20 protein-coding genes and 1 tRNA gene are annotated in these 20328 nt (G+C 71.8%); 11 read left to right on the top strand and 10 right to left on the bottom strand.

Features of this window, described 5'->3' with window-relative positions:
- Window positions 1-13 precede the first annotated feature (13 nt).
- Both PV419_RS16360 and PV419_RS16365 read right to left on the bottom strand, forming a co-directional pair.
- Window positions 14-433: a hypothetical protein gene (locus PV419_RS16360; RefSeq protein WP_319689265.1), complete on the bottom strand. Its 420-nt coding sequence runs from the start codon at window positions 431-433 to the stop codon at window positions 14-16.
- A gap of 281 nt (window positions 434-714) precedes the next feature.
- Window positions 715-1851, bottom strand: coding sequence for a sn-glycerol-3-phosphate ABC transporter ATP-binding protein UgpC (locus PV419_RS16365; RefSeq protein WP_319689266.1), 1137 nt, complete (start codon window positions 1849-1851; stop codon window positions 715-717).
- Window positions 1852-2049: 198 nt separating this feature from the next.
- Between PV419_RS16365 and PV419_RS16370 the strand changes: the two genes are divergently transcribed.
- The 5 genes from PV419_RS16370 (at window position 2050) to PV419_RS16390 (ending at window position 6762) form a co-directional block, all read left to right on the top strand.
- Window positions 2050-2122, top strand: a tRNA-Thr gene (locus PV419_RS16370).
- A gap of 611 nt (window positions 2123-2733) precedes the next feature.
- Window positions 2734-3459, top strand: coding sequence for a hypothetical protein (locus PV419_RS16375; RefSeq protein WP_319689267.1), 726 nt, complete (start codon window positions 2734-2736; stop codon window positions 3457-3459).
- Window position 3460: 1 nt separating this feature from the next.
- Complete coding sequence (locus tag PV419_RS16380) at window positions 3461-4387, top strand: LuxR family transcriptional regulator (RefSeq protein ID WP_319689268.1); 927 nt, start codon at window positions 3461-3463, stop codon at window positions 4385-4387.
- A gap of 291 nt (window positions 4388-4678) precedes the next feature.
- Complete coding sequence (locus tag PV419_RS16385; protein ID WP_319689269.1) at window positions 4679-5434, top strand: IclR family transcriptional regulator; 756 nt, start codon at window positions 4679-4681, stop codon at window positions 5432-5434.
- 191 nt (window positions 5435-5625) lie between these two features.
- Window positions 5626-6762, top strand: a complete 1137-nt coding sequence (locus PV419_RS16390) for an aminopeptidase P family protein (protein ID WP_319689270.1) — start codon at window positions 5626-5628, stop codon at window positions 6760-6762.
- A gap of 160 nt (window positions 6763-6922) precedes the next feature.
- Here PV419_RS16390 and PV419_RS16395 read toward each other — a convergent pair whose 3' ends face one another.
- Together PV419_RS16395 and PV419_RS16400 are read right to left on the bottom strand one after the other, a co-directional pair.
- Window positions 6923-7933 (bottom strand): zinc-binding dehydrogenase, encoded by a 1011-nt coding sequence (locus PV419_RS16395; RefSeq protein ID WP_319689272.1) that lies wholly within the window; start codon window positions 7931-7933, stop codon window positions 6923-6925.
- A gap of 79 nt (window positions 7934-8012) precedes the next feature.
- Window positions 8013-9185, bottom strand: a complete 1173-nt coding sequence (locus PV419_RS16400; protein WP_319689273.1) for an NAD(P)-binding protein — start codon at window positions 9183-9185, stop codon at window positions 8013-8015.
- Window positions 9186-9320: 135 nt separating this feature from the next.
- On the opposite strand from PV419_RS16400, the gene PV419_RS16405 reads away from it, so the two are divergent.
- The gene (locus PV419_RS16405) at window positions 9321-10067 is read left to right on the top strand and encodes a pentapeptide repeat-containing protein (RefSeq protein WP_415925314.1); all 747 of its coding nucleotides are present in this window, start codon (window positions 9321-9323) and stop codon (window positions 10065-10067) included.
- Here PV419_RS16405 and PV419_RS16410 read toward each other — a convergent pair.
- From PV419_RS16410 to PV419_RS16430, 5 genes are all read right to left on the bottom strand, one after another.
- A complete protein-coding gene (locus PV419_RS16410) occupies window positions 10052-10549 on the bottom strand; it encodes a hypothetical protein (RefSeq protein WP_319689274.1) in 498 nt (165 codons plus the stop codon). The two genes, PV419_RS16405 and PV419_RS16410, sit on opposite strands and share 16 nt — an antisense overlap.
- Window positions 10550-10649: 100 nt before the next feature.
- Window positions 10650-11288 carry an MBL fold metallo-hydrolase gene (locus tag PV419_RS16415; RefSeq protein WP_319689276.1) on the bottom strand — a complete coding sequence of 213 codons (639 nt, stop codon included), beginning with the start codon at window positions 11286-11288 and terminating at the stop codon, window positions 10650-10652.
- Entirely contained in the window at window positions 11288-12373 is a 1086-nt protein-coding gene (locus PV419_RS16420) for an S-(hydroxymethyl)mycothiol dehydrogenase (protein ID WP_319689277.1), read from the bottom strand. Before PV419_RS16420 ends, PV419_RS16415 begins: the two co-directional genes overlap by 1 nt.
- Before the next feature lie 181 nt (window positions 12374-12554).
- On the bottom strand, window positions 12555-14168 hold the full coding sequence (locus PV419_RS16425; RefSeq protein ID WP_319689278.1) for a M4 family metallopeptidase: 1614 nt from the start codon (window positions 14166-14168) through the stop codon (window positions 12555-12557).
- 272 nt (window positions 14169-14440) lie between these two features.
- The gene (locus PV419_RS16430; RefSeq protein ID WP_319689280.1) at window positions 14441-15352 is read right to left on the bottom strand and encodes a helix-turn-helix transcriptional regulator; all 912 of its coding nucleotides are present in this window, start codon (window positions 15350-15352) and stop codon (window positions 14441-14443) included.
- A gap of 161 nt (window positions 15353-15513) precedes the next feature.
- Between PV419_RS16430 and PV419_RS16435 the strand changes: the two genes are divergently transcribed.
- On the top strand, window positions 15514-16320 hold the full coding sequence (locus PV419_RS16435) for an SDR family oxidoreductase (RefSeq protein ID WP_319689282.1): 807 nt from the start codon (window positions 15514-15516) through the stop codon (window positions 16318-16320).
- 272 nt (window positions 16321-16592) lie between these two features.
- Here the strand turns inward: PV419_RS16435 and PV419_RS16440 are convergent, their stop codons facing one another.
- Entirely contained in the window at window positions 16593-17222 is a 630-nt protein-coding gene (locus tag PV419_RS16440) for a TetR/AcrR family transcriptional regulator (RefSeq protein ID WP_319689284.1), read from the bottom strand.
- A gap of 85 nt (window positions 17223-17307) precedes the next feature.
- On the opposite strand from PV419_RS16440, the gene PV419_RS16445 reads away from it, so the two are divergent.
- The 4 genes from PV419_RS16445 (at window position 17308) to PV419_RS16460 (ending at window position 20199) form a co-directional block, all read left to right on the top strand.
- A complete protein-coding gene (locus PV419_RS16445) occupies window positions 17308-18039 on the top strand; it encodes an SDR family oxidoreductase (RefSeq protein ID WP_319689286.1) in 732 nt (243 codons plus the stop codon).
- Window positions 18040-18041: 2 nt separating this feature from the next.
- Window positions 18042-18953, top strand: a complete 912-nt coding sequence (locus tag PV419_RS16450) for an SDR family NAD(P)-dependent oxidoreductase (RefSeq protein WP_319689288.1) — start codon at window positions 18042-18044, stop codon at window positions 18951-18953.
- 140 nt (window positions 18954-19093) lie between these two features.
- On the top strand, window positions 19094-19684 hold the full coding sequence (locus PV419_RS16455) for a Uma2 family endonuclease (RefSeq protein WP_415925315.1): 591 nt from the start codon (window positions 19094-19096) through the stop codon (window positions 19682-19684).
- A gap of 299 nt (window positions 19685-19983) precedes the next feature.
- Window positions 19984-20199, top strand: coding sequence for a DUF397 domain-containing protein (locus tag PV419_RS16460; protein WP_319689290.1), 216 nt, complete (start codon window positions 19984-19986; stop codon window positions 20197-20199).
- Window positions 20200-20328: the final 129 nt, after the last annotated feature.

Below are 20328 nucleotides of genomic sequence, written 5' to 3' on the forward strand. Positions count from 1 at the left end.
GCGGCGAGCCGAGTCAGCGGCGGGCCCGGGCCACGCCGGTCGCGTACGAGGTGTCGCAGACCGGGCGGGAGTAGGCCTGGGCGCGGTCCACGCCGCCGTACTTGGCGACCGCGGCGCGGCCGAGCGCGCGGGCGATGGAGACGCAGTGCCTGGCCAGCGAGGGCCGCTCGGACGTGGCGGCCTGGAGGTGGGTGAGTGCCACGCCGGGGTCCTTCTCCTGGAGTTCGGCGAGCAGCCGGTCGCGCAGCGCCTCGTGCGGGGCGCGGTGGGCGGCGCGGGTGGACGCCTTGTCGGAGGAGGCGGTGAGGATCTGCGACTCGGACGCCGGGGAGGCCCACGGGACGCGGGTGACGGCGAGTGTCCCGGAGAGGACGAGGACGACGGGGAGGACGAGGGCGAGAGTTCTGCCGATGCGGCGTGCTGCGGTGTTCAAGGACGTTCCTCGCGGTTCGTGGCCGTGCTCGACGGTCGGTGCGTACGGGACTGCGGTACGCGGCGATCGTAGCGAGGAGCGATGATTTGGCGACATTTAGTCACCGTTTCGGGGGACCCGATACGTCGAGGAGTGGGGCGGGCCTTGACGAGTTGGGGTGAAATGTCCGATCTGTGAGGGTATTTATCTGTCGGGGTATTTGTCGATACAGCAACAGGCGCCGTCCGTCCGCGCGGAGGCGGACGGACGGCGCCGTGGAGTCAGCCGGGGGTGCCGCTCGCTCAGTCGCTCAGGCGCTCGCCGGTGGACGTCGAGAAGACGTGGGTCTCACCCGGGCGCGGGACGACGTGGAGCTGGGCGCCCTTCTCCGGCACCGCGCGGCCGTTGACCCGGACGACCAGGTCCTTGACCTCGCCGCCGACCTCGGCGGTGCCGTAGACGTAGCCGTCGGCGCCGAGTTCCTCGACGACGTTGACGGTGACGGCCAGGCCGGCCGGGGCGTCCTTGCTCTCCTTGGCGAGGGTCTTGGCGACGGCGCCGCCCTCCTCGACCACGTCGAAGTGCTCGGGGCGGACGCCGACGGTGACCGTGCGGTCACCCTTGTCCGCCGCCGCGCTGAGCGCCTCGCGGCTGACCGGAACGACACTGTTGCCGAACTTCACACCGCCGTCGGTGATCGGCACCTCGACGAGGTTCATCGCCGGGGAGCCGATGAAGCCCGCGACGAAGAGGTTGTTGGGGCGGTCGTACATGTTGCGCGGCGAGTCGACCTGCTGCAGCAGCCCGTCCTTGAGCACGGCCACCCGGTCGCCCATGGTCATGGCCTCGACCTGGTCGTGGGTGACGTACACGGTGGTGATGCCCAGCCGGCGCTGCAGGCTCGCGATCTGGGTACGGGTCTGCACGCGGAGCTTGGCGTCCAGGTTGGACAGCGGCTCGTCCATGAGGAAGACCTGCGGCTCACGCACGATCGCGCGGCCCATCGCGACACGCTGCCGCTGACCACCGGAGAGCGCCTTGGGCTTGCGGTCCAGGTAGTCGGTGAGGTCCAGGATCTTGGCCGCTTCCTCGACCTTCTGCCGGATCTCCGTCTTGTTGACGCCGGCGATCTTCAGTGCGAAGCCCATGTTCTGCGCCACGGACATGTGCGGGTACAGCGCGTAGTTCTGGAACACCATCGCGATGTCCCGGTCCTTCGGCGGAAGGTGGGTGACATCGCGGTCGCCGATCCGGATCGAGCCGCCGTTGACGTCCTCGAGGCCGGCGAGCATCCGCAGGGAGGTGGACTTGCCGCAGCCGGAGGGGCCGACGAGAACGAGGAACTCGCCGTCCTCGATGTCGATCTCGAGCTGATCGACGGCGGGCTTCTCAGTGCCCGGGTAGATCCGGGTCGCCTTGTCGTACGTGACCGTAGCCATGCTGATCTGGTCCCTTCACCGGCAGGAACGTGCCGGACGATCCGAGTAAAGGCAGGGGTCTAGTCCACTCGTGCGGACTGGCCGTGACCTTAACTCGGGGTGGGGCTCCCTGTCTCTACCTGAGCGGACCAAACTTTGGACGAGGGGAGAATTTTCGAACGGATCACCCCCTCGGCGTGGGTACACTGCTGGGGACGCGCCGACTTAGCTCAGCTGGTAGAGCACCGCTCTTGTAAAGCGAAGGTCGTCGGTTCGAGCCCGACAGTCGGCTCCGCGAGCGCACGGCCCTTCGTGGCGGACCACGGAGGGCCGTGCGTCTCACCCTTCACACGCACCCCCGTGCGCCGGGTTCCCGCCCAGGCTGTCAACAAATTGCCAGCCTCCCCCCGGCGTGATCGCCCACCGTTGCCCCTCGAGTGCGCTGCGCGTTCGGAACCGGGTCACCTGGGGTGGAGTTTCCGGGTTGGAGTGCAGCTTGTTGACAAACCCGCGGCTGCCGCGCTGTGGCGTTAAGCAGAAGCGGCGCAAAAGTGGGCCATTTTACTTGATCTTTACCAACTGTAGTGCGTTGACTGGCTTGCGGAAGGCGAACTAATCTCGCGCCGCAGGGGCTTGTGCGGCCTTTCCGGCCACAATCCACCCACTGGACAAGGGCTTCTTGACTGCGGGGAAGAAGGGCTACTCGCAAGTTAAGAACCGGTGGGTCACGGTGGCCCGGAAGTTTGTGATGCGGAAGTTCGTGATTCTGGTCGGCGGCTGATCATTACGGATTCACATACGGGGCGGCCGCCGATCGCCATCGCGGCCGTTCTGGTGACCTGGGACGGTCGGCAGCAACCGACGGGTATACGACGGACGGGTCGTGTGCCGCATGGGGGAGTCATGGCTGAACTGTCCATGTCCAGTACAAAAGAACAGCCGGCGGCGTCCGTGCTCGGCGTCCCGGTCCAGTCCCCACCGATGGTGCTGGCCACCGACGGCCCCGCCGTCAGACAGGCCATCGGGCAGCTCCTGACGCGCGCCCGGCACAGCGTCAGTCTGATCGTGCCCGGCACCTTCGAGCGGGCCAAACCGGTCCTCCCGCTGATGGGCCGGTTCACCGCCGTCGCGGGCACCGGGGTCACCGTGCGTGTGCTGTGCGCCCCGCAGGTCCTGGCCCCCCTCGGCATCCTCGCCGCCGCGCGGCGCGGCCCGCTGGGCTATGAGGTCCGGGTCGCGGACGTCGATCTGCAGGGGACCGTGATCGCCGATGGAAGGGCCGCCTTCGGCCGGTCGGGCGGCGAGTGCGGCGGCCGGTACGCGACCTTCAACACCGACCCGGCCTCGGTCCGCGCGCTGGACCTGATGTTCGCCGGGGCCTGGGGCAGCGCGATGCCGCTGGACGAGCACCAGCGTCTGGCCGAGCGGCTGCGCTCGGACTCGGTACGGATGATCCTGGAGCGCCTGCGCGAGGGTCACACGGACGATGTGGCGGCGCGCCAGATCAGGGTCTCGCTCCGCACGTATCGCCGCCACGTCGCGGCGATCATGCGTGACGTCGGGGCCAACTCCCGCTTCCAGGCCGGGGTGCGCGCCGTCGAACTGGGGCTGTTGTCGGACGTCGACTGACGTGACCGGGCACGAGGAGGGCGACGCCGAAAGCGAGCGGGCCGAGCGGGCCATCGCCCAGGAACTGCTGGCGGTTCGCGCGCTCATAGAATCCACGGTCGCCGCATCAGCTGCGGCCGCCGAATCCGCCGTCGGTGATTCCGGGGTCGGCGATTCCGGGTCCGGTCAATCTGGTTCCGGTGAATCCGGTTCCGGTGAATCCGCTCCCGACCAGGGCGCCGGGCGATCGGACGGGAACTCCTGGGTCGCGGCGGTGGAAACGGACGAGGAAGAAATTCGAACGGCTGCCGAAGAGCTGATCCGGGAGGCCCGGGGGAATGTCGACGTGGTGCTCGCGGCGGAGGCCGCGCATGTCGGTGCGCTGCATTCCGTACTGAGCGAATGGCTCCGTTCCGGCGGCGAGGACGTGAGAACGCGTGTTCTGTGCGCACAGAACTCACTCGACTGGAATTTCGTCCGGCGGCACGCTGGGGACCGGCAGCACCTGGAGGTCCGGGTCGCCCGGATTCCGCTGCTCGCCGCGCTCATCGTCGACGGCCGCGCCGCGCTGGTCTGCGCCGACTCCGCGGTCGGCCGCCGGGCCTCCGCCATCCGCGACCCGGGGGTCATCGAGACCCTGCAGACCCTCTTCGACGGCATCTGGCGTAACGCGGTGGTGGCGAACGAGCGGGTCGACTTCGGCGACCACGCCCGGATGGAGATGGTGCGGCCGATCCTGGAGTGGCTCAGGCTCGGCGTCACCGACGAGGTCGCGGCGCGCGAACTGTCGGTCTCGGTGCGTACTTATCGCCGCTATGTCGCCGAGATCATGGCCCTGCTGGGTGCGAGCTCCCGGTTCCAGGCCGGGGTGCGCGCCGCTGAGCTGGGGCTACTGCCGGTCACACCGCCCGGGGACGCCCCGCGGGACCCCCCGCGCCACCGGCGCTGAGCCGGTGGCGCGGGGGCCGGTGACCGTGGCCGGTTGAGGTGCTGGCAGCTTCCTGTAGCCGCGTTGCGGGTGCTCTGGGCGTCCGGCTAGACATGATGAACTGACCTGACGAAAGCCGTAGTTGCGGACGGTCCTGGCGCATGGGAGTGACCGGCCCGACAAGGAGGCACTCTTATGACGATTTCAACTCCCGAAAAGCTGCTGACGAATCACCGGAAGACGACTCGGGGAAAGACGGCTCCGGCTGCCCCGGCTGTTCCGGCCGCCCCGGAAAGGATGACTCCGGAACGGATGTCTCCAGACCGGACTTCTCCAGACCGGACCTCTCCAGATCAACTGCTGAGCGGGGTCGGGGTGCTCGACAAGGCCTCGCTCCTGCTCGGCGTCCTGGAAGCGGGCCCGGCCTCCCTGGCCAGGCTGGTCTCCGCCACCGGCCTCAAACGCCCCACCGTGCACCGGCTGGTGCTCGCCCTGGAGCGGCTGCGGCTGCTCGCCCGGGACGCGCAGGGCCGGTTCATCCTGGGGCCGCGGCTGGGGCTGATGGCCCTGGAGGCCTGTCGGGACCACCTGGCCACGACGGCGGAACCCGTGCTGAGCGAGCTGCGCGATGTGACCGGCGCCAGCGCCCGGCTCTACCGGCGCCGCGGATATATGCGCATCTGTGTCGCCGAGGCCGCGGTGGCCGGCAACCCCGTCGCCCAGGACCGGGTGCCGGTCGGCGCCGCCCTGCCGATGAACGCCGGCCCCGTCTCCCAGGTGTTGCTGGCCTGGGAGCGGCCCGAGGACCTGTGCGAGGGGCTGCGCGGCGCCCAGTTCACGGCGGCCACCCTCTCCGGTGTACGGCGCCAGGGCTGGGCCCAGAGCGTCGGCGGGCGGGAGCACGGGATAGCCGCCGTGGCGGCCCCGGTGCGCGGCCCCGGCGGCCGGGTGGTCGCCGCGCTGTCGATCTCCGGGCCCATCGGACGGATGTCCGGCGCCCCGGGCCGGGTCTACGGCAGCGCGGTGATCGACGCGGCGGTACGGCTGGGCAGCGGGTTCCAGCGCTGACCTCGGAGGCGAGGGCCGCCGCAGCCAGATTCGGTTCGTCTCCGGGGCGCCACAGCCCCCTGTCGACGGTCGACCCTGCTCGGCCCTCCGCGCGCTCTCCCTTTCACAGCGCACATCAGCGCCTCCGGCGCGGGCGGCGCGCCCCTTCGGCTCAGTCGCGGGCGCGGCCACCGCTGCGGGATGCTGTCCGCATGCCGACGCCCGCTGAGCAACAGCTCGCCCCCATGACCCTTGAGGACTACACCGTCCGGATGTCCCGGGCGGCCCGGACCGCCGCCGACGCCGGGCTGTCCGGACTGGTGGTCACCCCAGGCCCGGACATGGTCCATCTGTGCGGTTACCGTCCGCCGGCGGAGACCGAGCGCCTCACCGCGCTGCTGCTCGTCCCCGGGCAGACGCCCCGGCTCCTGGTGCCCCTGCTGGAGCGGCCGGACGCCCTGGCCGCGACCGGCGTGGGGGCGACCGAGGTGACGGGCTGGACCGACGGCAGCGACCCGTACCGGACGGCGGCGGACCTGCTGCCGCCGCGCGGCCGCTACGGGATCTCCGACGAGACCTGGGCCGTCCACCTGCTCGGCCTCCAGCGCACCCTCCCGGACACCTCCTACTCCGCGATGGGCGAGGCGCTGCCCATGCTGCGCGCGGTGAAGGACACCCACGAGGTGCAGCGGCTCGCGGCGGCGGGGGCGGCCGCCGACGCCGCGTACGAGGAGATCGTCCGGGTCCGCTTCGCCGGGCGGCGGGAGCGCGACATCGCCGCCGACCTCCGCGCACTGCTGCTGCGGTACGGCCACAGCCAGGTCGACTTCACCGTCGTGGGCTCCGGCCCCAACGGCGCCAACCCGCATCACGAGGCCGGAGAGCGGGTGATCGAGGAGGGCGACATGGTGGTGCTGGACTTCGGCGGCCTCAAGGACGGCTACGGCTCCGACACCACGCGTACGGTGCACGTCGGCGAGGCCACGAAGGAGGAGCGCAAGGTCCACGACGTCGTACGCGAGGCGCAGCAGGCGGCGTTCGAGGCGGTCCGGCCGGGGGCGGCCTGCCAGGACATCGACCGGGTGGCGCGCCAGGTGATCACCGAGGCGGGCTACGGCGAGTACTTCATCCACCGCACCGGCCACGGCATCGGCGTCACGACGCACGAGCCGCCCTATATGGCGGAGGGCGAGCAGCTGCCGCTGGTGCCGGGGATGTGCTTCTCGATCGAGCCGGGGATCTATCTGCCGGGGCGGTTCGGGGTGCGCATCGAGGACATCGTGACCTGCACGGAGACGGGCGGGCGGCGGTTGAACAACACGGCGCGGGAGCTGCGGGTGGTGGCCTGAGGGAGCGGTGGCTGGAGTACTACTGGCGGGATGGGAGCTGGTGGGGCCCGCCGGGCCGGTCCCGCTCTCCCCTCGTGGAGCGGCACCGGCCCCGGCGGGCCGGTCTGGCTGACGGCACCGCTCTGGTGACGGCACCGGGACGGCTACGGCACCGGGACGGCTACGGCACCAGGACGACCTTGCCCGTCGTGGCGCGCGTCTCCAGGGCCCGGTGGGCGGCCGCCGCCTCGGCGAGGGGGAAGCGGTGCACCCCCGGGACGAGGCGGCCGGCCGCGGCCTCGGCCATGGAGCGTTCCTCCAGCGTGCGGATCGGGTCCGGTCCGCCGGCCTTCGCCAGCATCGGCGGGCCGAGCACGACCTCGGAGGTGATGCCGCGCGCCGTCAGCTCCTCCTCGCCCAACTCCAGCGGGCCGTCACCGTCGGTGAGCAGTCCGCCCGAGGACCAGCCGAAGACGAGGTGACGGCCGCCGGGGCCGAGCAGGTCCACGCCCGCGCGGCCGGGCTCGCCGCCGACGCCGTCGAACAGCACGGTCGCGGCCCGGCCGCCGAGGGCGGCGCGGACCAGGTCCGGCCAGTCAGGGGCCGTGTAGTCGACGGCGATGTCGGCGCCCAGTTCGCGTACCCGCGCCACCTTCTCGGGGCCGCCCGCGAGCCCGACGACCGTGGCGCCCGCGTGGCGCGCGTACTGCACCAGGAGCTGGCCGATGCCGCCCGCCGCCGAGGTGACGACCGCGACGTCGTCGGCGGTCAGATCGGCGAACTGCAGGATCCCCATCGCGGTCCGGCCGGTGCCGATCATGGCGACGGCCTGTGCCTCGTCCAGGTTCGCGGGCACCTCGTGCAGCTTCCCGGCGGCGACCACGGCCAGTTCCGCGTAGCCGCCGGGGACCATCCCGAGGTGGGCGACCACGCGCTTGCCGAGCCATGCCGGGTCGGTGCCCTCGCCGAGCGCCTCGACGGTGCCCGCGACCTCGCGGCCGGGGATGGTCGGCAGTTCGGGCGCTGAGTGCACGGTGGTGGTCCGGCCCTCGCGCAGGGTGGTGTCGAGCAGGTGGACCCCGGCCGCGGCGACCGCGATCCGGACCTCGCCGGGACCCGGCAGCGGATCGTCGGTCTTCTCGAAGGTCAGGTTCTCGGCGGGGCCGAAGGCGTGCAGGCGGATGGCGTACATGGTGGTCTCCCAGGGCTTCTCAACGGAACAGCCGGTGCTGTGCCGCGCCGTAACCCTCCAACTTCAACGAAACTTGAAGTCAAGGGGTGCCGAGCGGCGGGGAGGCGGCACGATGCCCGCCGAGGGCGAGCGTGGCGGCGGTGAGCGCGCTGTTGAACGACACCTCGCAGAGCACCCCCGGCGCGGCCACCTGGTCGCCCGCCAGATACACCCCGTCGCCCCGGTCGACCGCCGGCCGGTCCCGCCAGGTGGTGCCGGGCGCGTCCACCGCCCCCGTACGCCCGGTCGCCAGGGCCTCCCGCCGGAAGACCGTACGCTCGCGCCAGCCGGGGAAGCCCAGGCCCAGCAGGTGTTCGGCGCGGGCGATGCCGTCGGCCCTGGTCTCGTCCGGGCCGATCGGCACCTGACCTTGGATCAGCTGCTCGCCGGGCGGGGCCAGTGAGGGGTCCTGGGCGGTGAAGCGTTCGACCCAGCCGGGGGATTCGAGGTCGGAGACGGCGAACGCGTCGCCGCGCCGGGTGCGTACGGCCAGGTCGAGCAGCACGGTGCGGCCGCCGGCCCAGGTGAGCGAGGCGTCGCCGAGGAGCGCGCGGGCGGCGGACAGCTGGGTCGCGACGATCACCGGGCCCCGGTCGGCGGGCAGCGCGTCCACGCGGGAGCCGGTCTCGATCCGTACGCCGAGCTTCCAGGCGTGGTCGGCCATCCGGTCGATGACCGCGCCCCAGCCGCCGCGCACGTAGTGGGCCTCCGGCGGCACCTTGGCGGCGCGCCGGAAGCGCTCCTGTACGAAGGCGGCGGACAGCTGCCCGGGGGCGTGGTGGAAGGTGGCGACGCCCACGTAGTTCGCGGCCGCGCGGGCCCCGGCCGTGCCGACGACGCCCGTCGCCCAAGTGGTGAAGTCGGCGTCGACCGGCGCCTCTTTGGTCAGCAGCAGCCTGAGCATGGCGGCCGGCGGCACGCGGCGCAGCCGTCCGTCGCGGTGGAAGCGCAGCCGGGCGCCCTCCAGGGGCGGGAGTTTGGCGAGCGGGCCGAGCAGGCCCCGCTGCTTCAGCCATGACCAGTGCGGCCCGCCCGCGTAGAAGGCGTGCGGACCCTCATTGGTGCGGTACGGGGCGGGGGCGGTGCGGGCGCGGCCGCCGAGCGTGTGGTGGGACTCGTACAGGGTCACCCCGGCCCCGGCCCGGGCCTCGGCGGCGGCGATGGCCGCGGTGAGGCCTGCGAGGCCGCCGCCGATGACGGTGATACGACGCATGGGCAGCACTCCCTGACGTACTGCGACCCGGGTCGGATCGCGCTTCACGAGTACGACGACGCGGCGCGGCGAGGTGTGACATCGGGCCGCTGTCAGGCCGTTGTCAGTGGGGTGGTTCACGATGGAGAGCGGGTCATGGCGAGCGGACGGGACGGAGCGGCGATGGCAGGGCGCGGCAGGAGCGGGGCGAGGACGGCGGGCGCGGTGCGGGCGGCGCGGCGGCCGGAGGTGGCGCTGCCCGAGTTGCGGCCTTACGGGGGCGGGGAGCTGGAGCCCGAGGGGGACTACGACGGGCTGGACTTCGCGGACCTGGACTTCGCCGGGCAGCGGGCGGGCGGCGCCCGCTTCCTGGACTGCGGGTTCCGCCGCTGCGGGTTCGACGAGGCCAGGCTGTCCCGGGCCAGTTTCGTCGACTGTGTGCTGGAGGGCGTGCGGGGCGTGGGCGCCGATGTCTCGGAGGCGCGGCTGCGGGATGTGGAGCTGGTGGACGCCCGGCTGGGCGGCGTCCAGCTGCACGGGGCGGTGCTGGAGCGGGTGGTGGTGCGCGGCGGGAAGATCGACTATTTGAATCTGCGGACGGCCCGGCTCACGGACGTCGTCTTCGAGGGGTGCTTGCTGGCGGAGGCGGACTTCGGCGGGGCGGTGCTGGAGCGGGTGGAGTTCGTGGACTGCGCGCTGCGCGGGGCGGACTTCACGCAGGCGCGGCTGACGGACGTCGATCTGCGCGCGGTCACGGAGCTGGACATCGAGCGGGGCGTGGAGCACCTGGCGGGCGCGGTGATCAGCCCGTCGCAGCTGCTCGACCTGGCTCCGGCGCTCGCGGCCCGGCTGGGCATACGGGTGGAGGCGGAGGCTCGGACCGGGGATCAGACGCGGGGGTAGCGGGCCTGCAGCTCCCACACCGCCGGGTTGTCGGCCAGCCCCTCGTGCATATCGGTGAGGTCCGCGATCAGGTCGTGCAGGAAGTCGCGGGCCTCCCGGCGCAGCGTGGCGTGGTTGAAGGTGAGCGGCGACTCCTCGGCCGGCATCCAGTCGGCCGTGATGTCCACCCAGCCGAAGCGCCGTTCGAAGAGCATCCGGTCGGCCGACTCGGTGAAGTCCAGCTCGGCGTGGACGGGGCGCGCGGAGCGGCTGCCGAGCGGGTCGCGGTCGAGCCGCTCGACGATGTGGCACAGTGCCCAGGCGAAGTCGAGCACGGGCACCCATCCCCAGGCTGTGGACAGCTCGCGGTCCGCGTCGGTGTCGGCGAGGTAGACGTCGCCGCAGAACAGGTCGTGGCGCAGGGTGCGCACATCCGCGGTGCGGTAGTCCGTCTGCGGGGGGTCGGGGAAGCGGCGGGAGAGGGAGTAGCCGAGGTCGATCACGCGGTCGATGGTGTCACGGGGGGTGCCGCCCCCTCGGGCCGCACCCGTCACCCGCGCCGTCCCGCCGGGAGGGAAAGGCGCGGGGTGACGCGGGACGCGCTCAGTGGCCGCGGGCGATCCACTCCTCCAGGTGCGGGGCCTCGTCGCCGATGGTGGTCGGGTCGCCGTGGCCGGTGCGTACGACGGTCTCGGGCGGCAGCGACAGCAACCGCTCCCGGAGGGACTCGATGATCGTCGGGAAGGACGAGTACGAGCGGCCGGTCGCCCCGGGGCCGCCCTGGAAGAGCGTGTCCCCGGAGAAGACCGTGGTCAGCGCGGGGGCGTACAGACAGACGGCGCCCGGGGAGTGGCCGGGGGTGTGCAGCACCCGCAGTTCGGTGCCGGCGACGGTGAGGACGTCGCCGTCGGCCAGCGCCCGGTCGGGCTTGCGGTCGGGGTGGCGCATGCGCCACAGCACCTCGTCGTCCGGGTGCAGCAGGATCGGCGCGCCGGTGCGGTCGGCGACGTCCGGGGCCGCGTCGATGTGGTCGTCGTGGCCGTGGGTGCACAGGATGCCGAGCAGCCGCCGGTCCCCGACCGCCCGGGTGATCGCGTCCGCGTCATGGGCAGCGTCGATGACGTACACCTCGCTGTCGTCGCCGACCAGCCAGACGTTGTTGTCCACCTCCCAGGTGCCGCCGTCCAGGGAGAAGGTGCCGGAGGTGACCAGCCGGTCGACGCGTACGGGCGGGGGAGTCATCAGAGCGTCACCACCGAGCGCAGCACCTCGCCGCGGTGCATCTTCGCGAACGCCTCCTCGACATCGTCAAGACCGATCGTCTCGCTGACGAACGCGTCGAGGTCGAGCCGCCCCTGCAGATACAGGTCGATCAGCACCGGGAAGTCGCGGGAGGGCAGACAGTCCCCGTACCAGGAGGACTTGAGCGCGCCGCCGCGTCCGAAGACGTCCAGGAGCGGCAGCTCCAGCTTCATCTCCGGGGTGGGCACGCCGACCAGCACCACGGTGCCGGCGAGGTCGCGGGCGTAGAAGGCCTGGCGGTAGGTCTCTGGCCGGCCGACCGCGTCGATCACGACATCGGCGCCGTGGCCGCCGGTCAGCTCCTGGACGGCCTCGACGACATCGGCCGTCGTGCCGTTGACGGTGTGGGTGGCGCCCAGGGCGCGCGCCGTCTCCAGCTTCCGGTCGTCCAGGTCCACCGCGATGATCTTCGAGGCTCCGGCCAGCAGGGACCCGGCGATCGCCGCGCCGCCGACGCCGCCGCAGCCGATGACGGCGACCGAGTCGCCGCGCCCCACCGCGCCGGTGTTGATCGCCGCGCCGAGGCCGGCCATCACCCCGCAGCCCAGCAGGCCCGCCGCCGCGGGCGATGCGGCCGGGTCGACCTTGGTGCACTGCCCGGCCGCCACCAGCGTCTTCTCGGCGAACGCGCCGATGCCCAGGGCCGGGGACAGCGGGGTGCCGTCGGTGAGCGTCATGGCCTGGGTGGCGTTGTGGGTGTCGAAGCAGTACCAGGGGCGGCCGCGGCGACACGCCCGGCACTGGCCGCACACCGCACGCCAGTTGAGGATCACGAAGTCACCGGGGGCCACCTCCGTGACGCCCTCCCCGACGGACTCCACGACGCCCGCCGCCTCGTGGCCGAGCAGGAACGGGAACTCGTCGTTGATGCCGCCCTCCCGGTAGTGCAGGTCGGTGTGGCACACACCGCACGCCCGCACCTGAACCACCGCCTCGCCGGGACCGGGGTCCGGCACCACGATCGTCTCGATCCTGACCTGCTCGCCTTTGCCCGGGGCGATGACACCGCGTACGTGTTGAGTCATGGCAGCAGCGTAAGTGCCGATCAGCGGCGGGGACAGGAGCGGCAGCGGCGGAAGCGGCGGGTACGGAAGCGGCGGGTACGGGAAACGGGCCGCACCGGGTTGCGGTGCGGCCCGTCGTCGCCGCGGCGCTCCTGGCGCCGGGCCTACTTCAGGTGCTTCAGGCGCTTCGGGTGCTTCGGCTTCACTTCACGTTGATCGCGGTCCAGGCGGCCGCGACGGCCTTGTACTCGGCGCTGCTCGCCCCGTACAGGTCGGTCGCCGCGCTGAGCGAGGCGGTGCGGGCCTGCGCGTACTTGGAGGTGGAGGTCAGGTACGTGGTCAGGGCCTTGTACCAGATCTTGGTGGCCTTGTCCCGGCCGATGCCGGTGACCGTGGAGCCGTCGTACGTCGGGCTGTTGTAGCTCACGCCGTTGATGGTCTTCGCGCCGCTGCCCTCGGACAGCAGGTAGTACCAGTGGTTGGCGGGCCCGGAGGAGTAGTGGACGTCGATGTTGCCGAGCGTCGAGGACCAGTAGTCCCTGGACGCCCCGTCCTTGCTGGGCTTGTCCTGGTAGCGCAGCGGGGTGCCGTCGCCGTTGATGTTGATCTTCTCGCCGATGAGGTAGTCACCGACGTCGGCGGAGTTGCCGGAGTGGAACTCCACGGCGGTGGCGAAGATGTCGGAGGTGGCCTCGTTGAGGCCGCCGGACTCGCCGCTGTAGTTCAGCTTGGCGGTGGCCGCGGTCACGCCGTGGGTCATCTCGTGGCCGGCCACGTCGAGCGAGGTGAGCGCGTTGGCGTTGCCGGAGCCGTCGCCGTAGGTCATGCAGAAGCAGGAGTCCTGCCAGAAGGCGTTGACGTAGTTGTTGCCGTAGTGGACCCGGGAGTACGAGCCGACGCCGTTGTTCTTGATGCCGTTGCGGCCCAGCACCTCCTTGTAGAAGTCCCAGGTCTCCGCGGCGCCGTAGTGCGCGTCGACGCCGGCGGTCTGGCGGCCGCCGCCCCACGCGTCGTCGGCGTCGGTGAACAGGGTGCCGGTGCCCGACGAGCCCTGGTTAAGGTCGTAGGTCTTGTGGTTGCCGCGCGTGCCGTCGGTGAGGCTGTAGGTGCTGCCGCTCTTGGTGGTGCCGAGCGTCACCGTGCCGCTGTACTTGCTGGTGCCGGTGCCGGTCTCGACGGCCTCGTCGGTGAACAGCTTCTTGCCGGTGGCGGCGTCGGTGATGACGTGCAGCTCGCTCGGGGTGCCGTCCTTCTGCACGCCGGTGACGACGGTCTCCCAGGCCAGGACCGGCTTCCCGGTCGCCGCCCAGATGACCTTGCGCGGCGACTTGCCGGCCTTGTCGTCGGTGGGCGCCGCCTTGAGGGCGGCGCTCCTGGCGTCCGCGGACGGCACGTCGGCGGAGGTGGTCGGCACGGATATCGTGGCCGAGGTCGCCTTGGTCACGCTGCGCGCGCCGCCGGCCTTCTCGTGGACGACCAGGTCGCCGCCGAGGACGGGCAGCCCGGCGTACGTACGCTCGTAGCGGGTGTGAACGGTGCCGTCCGCGTCCTTGATGACGTCCCGCACCAGGAGCTTCTCCTGGGCCCCGAGCCCGAGGAACTCGGCCTGCGCGGAGGCGTCGGCCTGCGCGGCCTTGATCGCGGAGGCGCGCTCCTGGGCGGAGAGCGGCAGCGCCGTCGCGCCGGCTTCACGGCCGCGCTCGGCCTGGGCGCTGGCCGGGCCGGTCTGTACGCCGATCACGACCATCGCGGCGGAGGCGACGAGGGCCGCGGTGCGGATGGTCTTCTTACGGGTGGCGGAAGCGATGGATCTCACTCGGTCTCCTTGCCTTGGGGCCGCTGGGTCGCGGTCCTGTGTAGGGGGTGCGGGCAGCCATGGGTGGGTTGCCCGGTGGTGCGAGGAGTGGTGCGTGAGTGACGCTTGCTTGAGTGGTGCCGGCACCTGGCGCGCAGTCATCTGACGTGCATCTGAACATGCGCGGTGACCGAGCAGAGATTGTCATCGAACGACCTGTTCGGACAGGTCTGAAACAAGAATTTGACTTGGCGTTGTCTCTTCAGAAGCGATTCAGGTCAGGTTTCCGCCACTTAACCGCGCCTGGAAGATGAGGGCTTGTCACTTTTCGCGCGGCCGTCCTCGGCCGCCGAATCGGCCCCGCCCTGGGTGGCCGCCCAGCTCGCGAGCACCGCCAACTTCTCCGCGGCGGCCGAGCCCGGCACGGCCGTATATGCGACCAGAAGCTGGTCGGGATCGCCGGGCAGCGCGAGCGTTTCGTACCCCAGTTCCAGATCGCCCACGACCGGATGGCGCATGCGCTTGACCCCGTGTGTCTTCTCCTTGACCGGGTGGTCGGCCCAGAGCCGGCGGAATGTCTCGTTCTTCATCGCCAGTTCACCGATCAGCGATGCCATCAGCGGGTCGTCCGGGTGCCGGCCCGCATCCAGCCGCAGATAGGCCACCGTCTCCGCGGCCACCGTGGCCCAGTCGGTGTAGAACGCGCGGGCCGCCGGGTCCAGGAAGGTGTGCCGGGCGGCGTTGCGCTCCCCCTCGGCCATCGCGGAGAAGCCCGACACGGCGTCCGCGAGGGCGTTCCACGCGAGGATGTCCATCCGCCGCCCGAGGACGAAGGCGGGCGTGCGCGTCATGGTGTCCATCAGGGTGCGCACCCCCGTACGCAGCGCCCGCGCGCCGCCCTCCCGCGCCGCCGCCCCGCGGCCCCGGCCCCGCTTCGGCCTGGCCAGATCTCGCAGATGGGTGTGCTCGGCCTCGGTCAGCGCCAGCACCCGCGCGACCGCGTCGAGCACCGCGTCGGAGACGTTCGACCCGCGGCCCTGCTCCAGCCGGACGTAGTAGTCCACGCTGACCCCGGCCAGCTGGGCCACCTCCTCCCGGCGCAACCCCGGCACCCGGCGGCGCCCATGGGAGACCAGCCCCACCTCTTCGGGGCGTATACGGGCGCGCCGTGAGCGCAGGAAGTCACCGAGAGCGTCGTCGTGCATGCCTTGAGGGTAGGCCAGCCCTCCGCCGCCAACCTGGTACTGGCAGACCCAGGAAAAGCAGCACCCTGGGTACGGCGGCGCGGCGGCCGCAGTCTTGAGGACGTGCCGGGGAGGTTCCCGCACCGCACGACATCACCGCACCACACCTCAGGAGCAACGAGATGAGCCACGCCGACACCGCCGCGAACATCGCCGCGAACACCGCCGCGAACACCGGCGACCTCGCCGGGCGCACCGCCGTCGTCACCGGAGCCGCCAGCGGCATGGGCGCCGCGACCGCCCGGCTGCTCGCCGCCCGGGGCGCCCGGGTGGCGCTGTGGGCGCGGCGCGCCGACCGGCTGGAGGAGCTGGCCGGGAAGATCGCCGCCGAGGGCGGACAGGCTCTCGCGGTCCCGGTCGATGTGACCGACGAGGCCGCGGTCGCCGCCGGTGCCGCCCGGGTCCACGACGCCTTCGGCCCAGTGGACCTGGTGGTCAACGGCGCCGGGGTGATGCTGCCGAACCCGGTCGACGCCGGCCGGATCGACGAGTGGACCCGCATGGTGGACACCAACCTCACCGGAGCGCTGCGCGTCGTGGGCGCCTTCACCCAGGACCTGCTCGCCGCGGCGGCGGACGGCAGGCCCGCCGACCTCGTCAACATCTCCTCCATCGGAGCGCATGTGCCGTTCCCCACCTACGCGGTGTACTCGGCGACGAAGGCCGCGCTCACCCAACTGTCGGCGTCGCTGCGCACCGAATTCGGCCCGCGGAACGTGCGCGTCACCAACATCGAGCCGGGGCTGACCGAGAGCGAGCTCGGCAGCCACGTCGACAACGCGGCGGCGACCAGCCAGCTGGACGACATGTTCGCCGCCCTCGGCGGGCTCTCCTCCGAGGACGTCGCCGACCTGATCGCGTATGTCACCAGCCGCCCGGCCCATGTGAACCTGCGCCAGGTGATCGTGCTGCCCACGCGCCAGGCGTGACGTCGGCCGCGCCCACCCTGAGCGTGGCGTCGGCGGCCCTCGCCTCGGCGTCGGACCCCGGCGACTCGGCGACGCGGGTCTCGCCTGGCGCGCCCACCTGGCGGGCGCTGCCCGGCGCCGGCCCGCCCCGTCGGGGTGGCGCCTTGGCGGCCCGGACCCCTGCGGCTTGGAGGCCTGGCGGCCCGGCGCCCCGGCGGCCTGGAGCCTCCGCACCCCCGCGGTCTGGCGGCCCGGCGGGCGCTACCCCCCACCGGCCTTCGCGGCCGGGTGCTCTACCCGGCGTCGACCCCGCCCGCCGACGCAACCCCGCCCGGTGGGGCGAGCAGCCGGCGCAGCGCGGCTGACACCTCGTGGGCGAGTTCGGCGTTCACGGGGGCGTGTCGGCTCATCAGCCGGTACCACATCACCCCGAAGGCGAGGTCGACCGCGAGGTCGAGCGAGGCCGCGTGCTCGCTCAGCTTCCCCTTCCGTACCGCCCGCTCCAGCACCTCGCGCAGCGCGCGCCGGCGCGACGCGAGCAGCCCGGCCTGCAGCCGGTCGGCGAGCTCGGGGTCGCGCTGGGCCTCGGCCATCAGCCCGGCGACGGCCTGGCCGGTCAGCCGCGCGGTCATGGTGTACGCGGCGACGAGAAACGTCTCCAGATCGCGCAGCGGATCGCCGGTGTCCGGGAGAAGGGTTGGGGCCTCGCGCTCCGTCAGGTCGCGCAACGCCTCCAGCAGCACGGCCTCCTTCGTCGGCCACCAGCGGTAGACCGTCTGCCGCCCGACCCCGGCCGCCTCGGCGATCCCCTTGATGGTCAGCGGCTGGAAGCCGTCGCGATGGCACAGCTCCAGCGCCGCGGCCAGGACGGCCCGCCGCGCCTGTTCACTGCGCGGTCTGCCGCGCGCCGGGATGCCTGTCATGGAACCCACTTTACAAGACACCATGCCTCGAATTAAATTTAACGAGTCACCGTGCCTCGTAAAAAGTGCTGAGGAGAAGCAGGCAATGACGGAACGAATCGTGATCATCGGCGGCACCTCGGGCATCGGGCTGGCCGCGGCCGAGCGGCAGCTGGCCCAGGGCCGCGAGGTCGTGATCACCGGGCGGGACGCGGATCGCCTGGCGGCCGCCCTGGAAAAGCTGCGGAAGCTGGGCGGGGCCGCCACCGGCCGGTCCGTGGACGCGCGTGACGAGGCGGCGATGCGCGCCTTTTTCACCGGCCTCGGCGCGGTCGACCACGTCGTGATCACCGCCACTGGCGCCTCGGCGGCCGGCCCCTTCAAGGACCTGGCGGTCGACGAACTGCGCACCGCGGTCGAGGGCAAGCTCGTCGCCCAGACGGTCGCCGCACAGGCGGCGCTCGATGTGCTTGCCCCCGAAGGCTCGCTGACCTTCATCACCGCGGGATCGTCCGGCGCCTCGCTGCCCGGCACGGCGGGGCTGGCGGCGGTCAACGCCGCCGTCGAGGCGATGGTTCCGGTGCTGGCCGTGGAACTCGCGCCGGTGCGGGTCAACGCGGTGTCGCCGGGCGTCATCGCCACCCCGTGGTGGGACTGGATGCCCGCCGAGGCGCGGCAGCAAGCCTTCGACAGCTACGCCAAGGTCACCCCGGCCGGGCGTGTGGGCGCGGCGGAGGACATCGCCGACGCCATCGGATACCTGATCGGCAACAGCTACACCACGGGCACCGTCCTGTCGGTCGACGGCGGCCTGCGGCTCAACGCGGCGGCGCTGTGACGGTGCGTTCCGCGGTCGCGGGCCGGACCGTACTGATCACCGGCTCGACGGACGGGCTCGGTCGTGAGCTGGCCGTGCGGCTCGCCGCCGAAGGCGCGCATGTGCTGGTCCACGGGCGGGACGCGGAGCGGGCGGAGGAGGTGTGCGAGCGCATCCGGGAGGCGACGGCCGGGTCCGCGTCCGGCCACGGACCGGGCTCCGGGGCAGACTCGGGGGCCGGGCCGGCCACGGCTCGCGGCAGCGCCGAGGTGCTGCTCGCCGACCTGGCCGACCTGCGGGCGGTGGACCGCCTCGCGGACCAGGTCCTCGCCCGCTGCGACCGGCTGGACGTCCTGATCAACAACGCCGGCCTCGGCGGCGGCCCGCCCGGCCGAGGCCGCGAGGAGAGCGCCGACGGCTACGAACTCCGATTCGCCGTCAACTACCTCGCGGGCTACCACCTCACCCGCCGCCTGCTGCCCCTGCTCACCCGCTCCGCCCCGGCCCGCGTCGTCAACGTCGCCTCGGTGGGCCAGCGGGCGCTCGACTTCACCGATGTGATGCTGGAGTGCGGCTACGACCGTTCGCACGCGTATGCGCAGAGCAAGCTCGCCCAGATCATGTTCACCTTCGACCTGGCCGAGGAACTCGACCCCGCCGCCGTCTTCGTCGGCGCCCTGCATCCCGCGACGTACATGGCCACCACCATGGTCCGCGAGGCCGCCGTCGCGCCCTGGAGCACGGTCCAGGAAGGGGCGCAAGCGGTCCTGCACCTCCTCTCCGCCCCCGCGCGCGGCGTGCCTTCCGGCCGCTACTTCAACGGCACGGAGGAATCCCGCGCGGACCCCCAGGCCTACGACGCGCAGGCCCGCCGGAGGCTGCGCGAGCTGTCCGACGACCTCATCGCGCGGGCCCTGGCGCCGGGGTCCGCGTGAGCGAGCAACTTGGAGCTCAGAGGTGACACCCATGACCTGCGGGAACGCTGAGCACTCCTCGTATGGGTGACATCTGGCGCATTGATCCATCGGTTGCCCGCCTAGGCTGGGAGCGTCGCTCCGTACGAAGGAGGTCCACCGTGGCACTGACGGCTCCCGAGCTCGCACCGCACACGGACACCGACGGGAACACCGTCTCATCGGTCGAGGACGCCTTCGTGGCGTTGAGCGCGGCAGCCCCTGAGGGGTGGCGCGTGGAACTGATCGAAGGGAAAATCCACGTGGTGCCTCCCGCCAATGGCGAGCACGAAGAGATTGTGTCCGAAGTGACGGGGCAAGTGCGTGACCATCGGAAGGACCTGGGGCGTTACACCGGCATCGGGCTTCTCGTCCCGGGCGGGTCGCCCACCGGCAAGGTCGTACCCGATCTCGTCATCGCGCCCAAAGGCAGCTTCAGCGACGCGTTGGAGTACCACGACCCCAGCCCCACACTGCTTGTCGGCGAGGTCACCTCGGGCTCGACCGCCGAGAACGACCGAGGGCCGAAGCTTCGCGGCTATGCCCAGGCGGGCATCCCCTGTTACCTCCTGATCGACAGGGAACGGGGCCACGTGGTCGTGCACACCGAGCCCGCCGGGCAGCGTTACGCCCGGCGGACCGAGGTGGAGCTCGGCAAGACGGTTGCCCTGCCGTATCCCTTCGAATTCGAGCTGGATACGAGCGAGTTCTGATCCGCGTGGACCGCGTGTGCGCCGGTGGGCGGCATTCGGCTCGGGCGGGTGGCGGGCATCGTCTCGCGCCTTCGGCGCAGGGCCGAGCCATCCCTTCGAGGGGGTAATTACCTGTTGTGACAGCGGGATTGCCGTGGGTGTCCTAAATTGGGTGGACCTAAATACTCCCTTGCCTCGTCAAGGGGTGGAAACGGGACACAGGGGTGGGCATATGACGTTCCAGATCTGTTCAGGGCCATGGCCCTCTCGCCTTGCGACTCCGAGGCGATGATCCGAGCGGCGATGGAGGACTGGAAGGCATGTCGACCACCCCTGACCTGAACGCCGCTGTGTGGCGCAAGAGCAGCTACAGCAATGCTGACGGCGGCGAATGCGTCGAGGTGGCCGACGGCCACCCCGGCATAGTGCCCGTACGCGACTCCAAACACCCCGACGGCCCCGCCTTGGTCTTCCCCGCCCCTGCGTGGTCCGCCTTCGTGTCGGAAATCAAGGGTGACGGCTTTCTCGCCGACTGACCCCGGAAGTTCGCCGTGGTTCTGACGGTTGTCGAGCGTGCGCCGGATGCGGGCGCCGGCGCGCGTACCCTCGCGTCGATCGAGGAAGCCTTTGTGGCGCTCAGCGCGGCGGCCCTTGAGGGGGCGTGT

The sequence above is a fragment of the Streptomyces sp. ME19-01-6 genome, assembly GCF_033793745.1.
In the GTDB taxonomy this organism is placed as follows: domain Bacteria; phylum Actinomycetota; class Actinomycetes; order Streptomycetales; family Streptomycetaceae; genus Streptomyces.

Excerpts from the sequence above, each read along its gene's own strand:
- PV419_RS16365 (WP_319689266.1), bottom strand. The coding sequence starts at position 1,851 with ATGGCTACGGTCACGTACGACAAGGCGACCCGGATCTACCCGGGCACT.
- PV419_RS16375 (WP_319689267.1), top strand. The coding sequence starts at position 2,734 with ATGGCTGAACTGTCCATGTCCAGTACAAAAGAACAGCCGGCGGCGTCC.
- PV419_RS16385 (WP_319689269.1), top strand. The coding sequence starts at position 4,679 with ATGTCTCCAGACCGGACTTCTCCAGACCGGACCTCTCCAGATCAACTG.
- PV419_RS16390 (WP_319689270.1), top strand. The coding sequence starts at position 5,626 with ATGCCGACGCCCGCTGAGCAACAGCTCGCCCCCATGACCCTTGAGGAC.
- PV419_RS16395 (WP_319689272.1), bottom strand. The coding sequence starts at position 7,933 with ATGTACGCCATCCGCCTGCACGCCTTCGGCCCCGCCGAGAACCTGACC.
- PV419_RS16400 (WP_319689273.1), bottom strand. The coding sequence starts at position 9,185 with ATGCGTCGTATCACCGTCATCGGCGGCGGCCTCGCAGGCCTCACCGCG.
- PV419_RS16405 (WP_415925314.1), top strand. The coding sequence starts at position 9,321 with ATGGCGAGCGGACGGGACGGAGCGGCGATGGCAGGGCGCGGCAGGAGC.
- PV419_RS16415 (WP_319689276.1), bottom strand. The coding sequence starts at position 11,288 with ATGACTCCCCCGCCCGTACGCGTCGACCGGCTGGTCACCTCCGGCACC.
- PV419_RS16420 (WP_319689277.1), bottom strand. The coding sequence starts at position 12,373 with ATGACTCAACACGTACGCGGTGTCATCGCCCCGGGCAAAGGCGAGCAG.
- PV419_RS16430 (WP_319689280.1), bottom strand. The coding sequence starts at position 15,352 with ATGCACGACGACGCTCTCGGTGACTTCCTGCGCTCACGGCGCGCCCGT.
- PV419_RS16435 (WP_319689282.1), top strand. The coding sequence starts at position 15,514 with ATGAGCCACGCCGACACCGCCGCGAACATCGCCGCGAACACCGCCGCG.
- PV419_RS16440 (WP_319689284.1), bottom strand. The coding sequence starts at position 17,222 with ATGACAGGCATCCCGGCGCGCGGCAGACCGCGCAGTGAACAGGCGCGG.
- PV419_RS16445 (WP_319689286.1), top strand. The coding sequence starts at position 17,308 with ATGACGGAACGAATCGTGATCATCGGCGGCACCTCGGGCATCGGGCTG.
- PV419_RS16460 (WP_319689290.1), top strand. The coding sequence starts at position 19,984 with ATGTCGACCACCCCTGACCTGAACGCCGCTGTGTGGCGCAAGAGCAGC.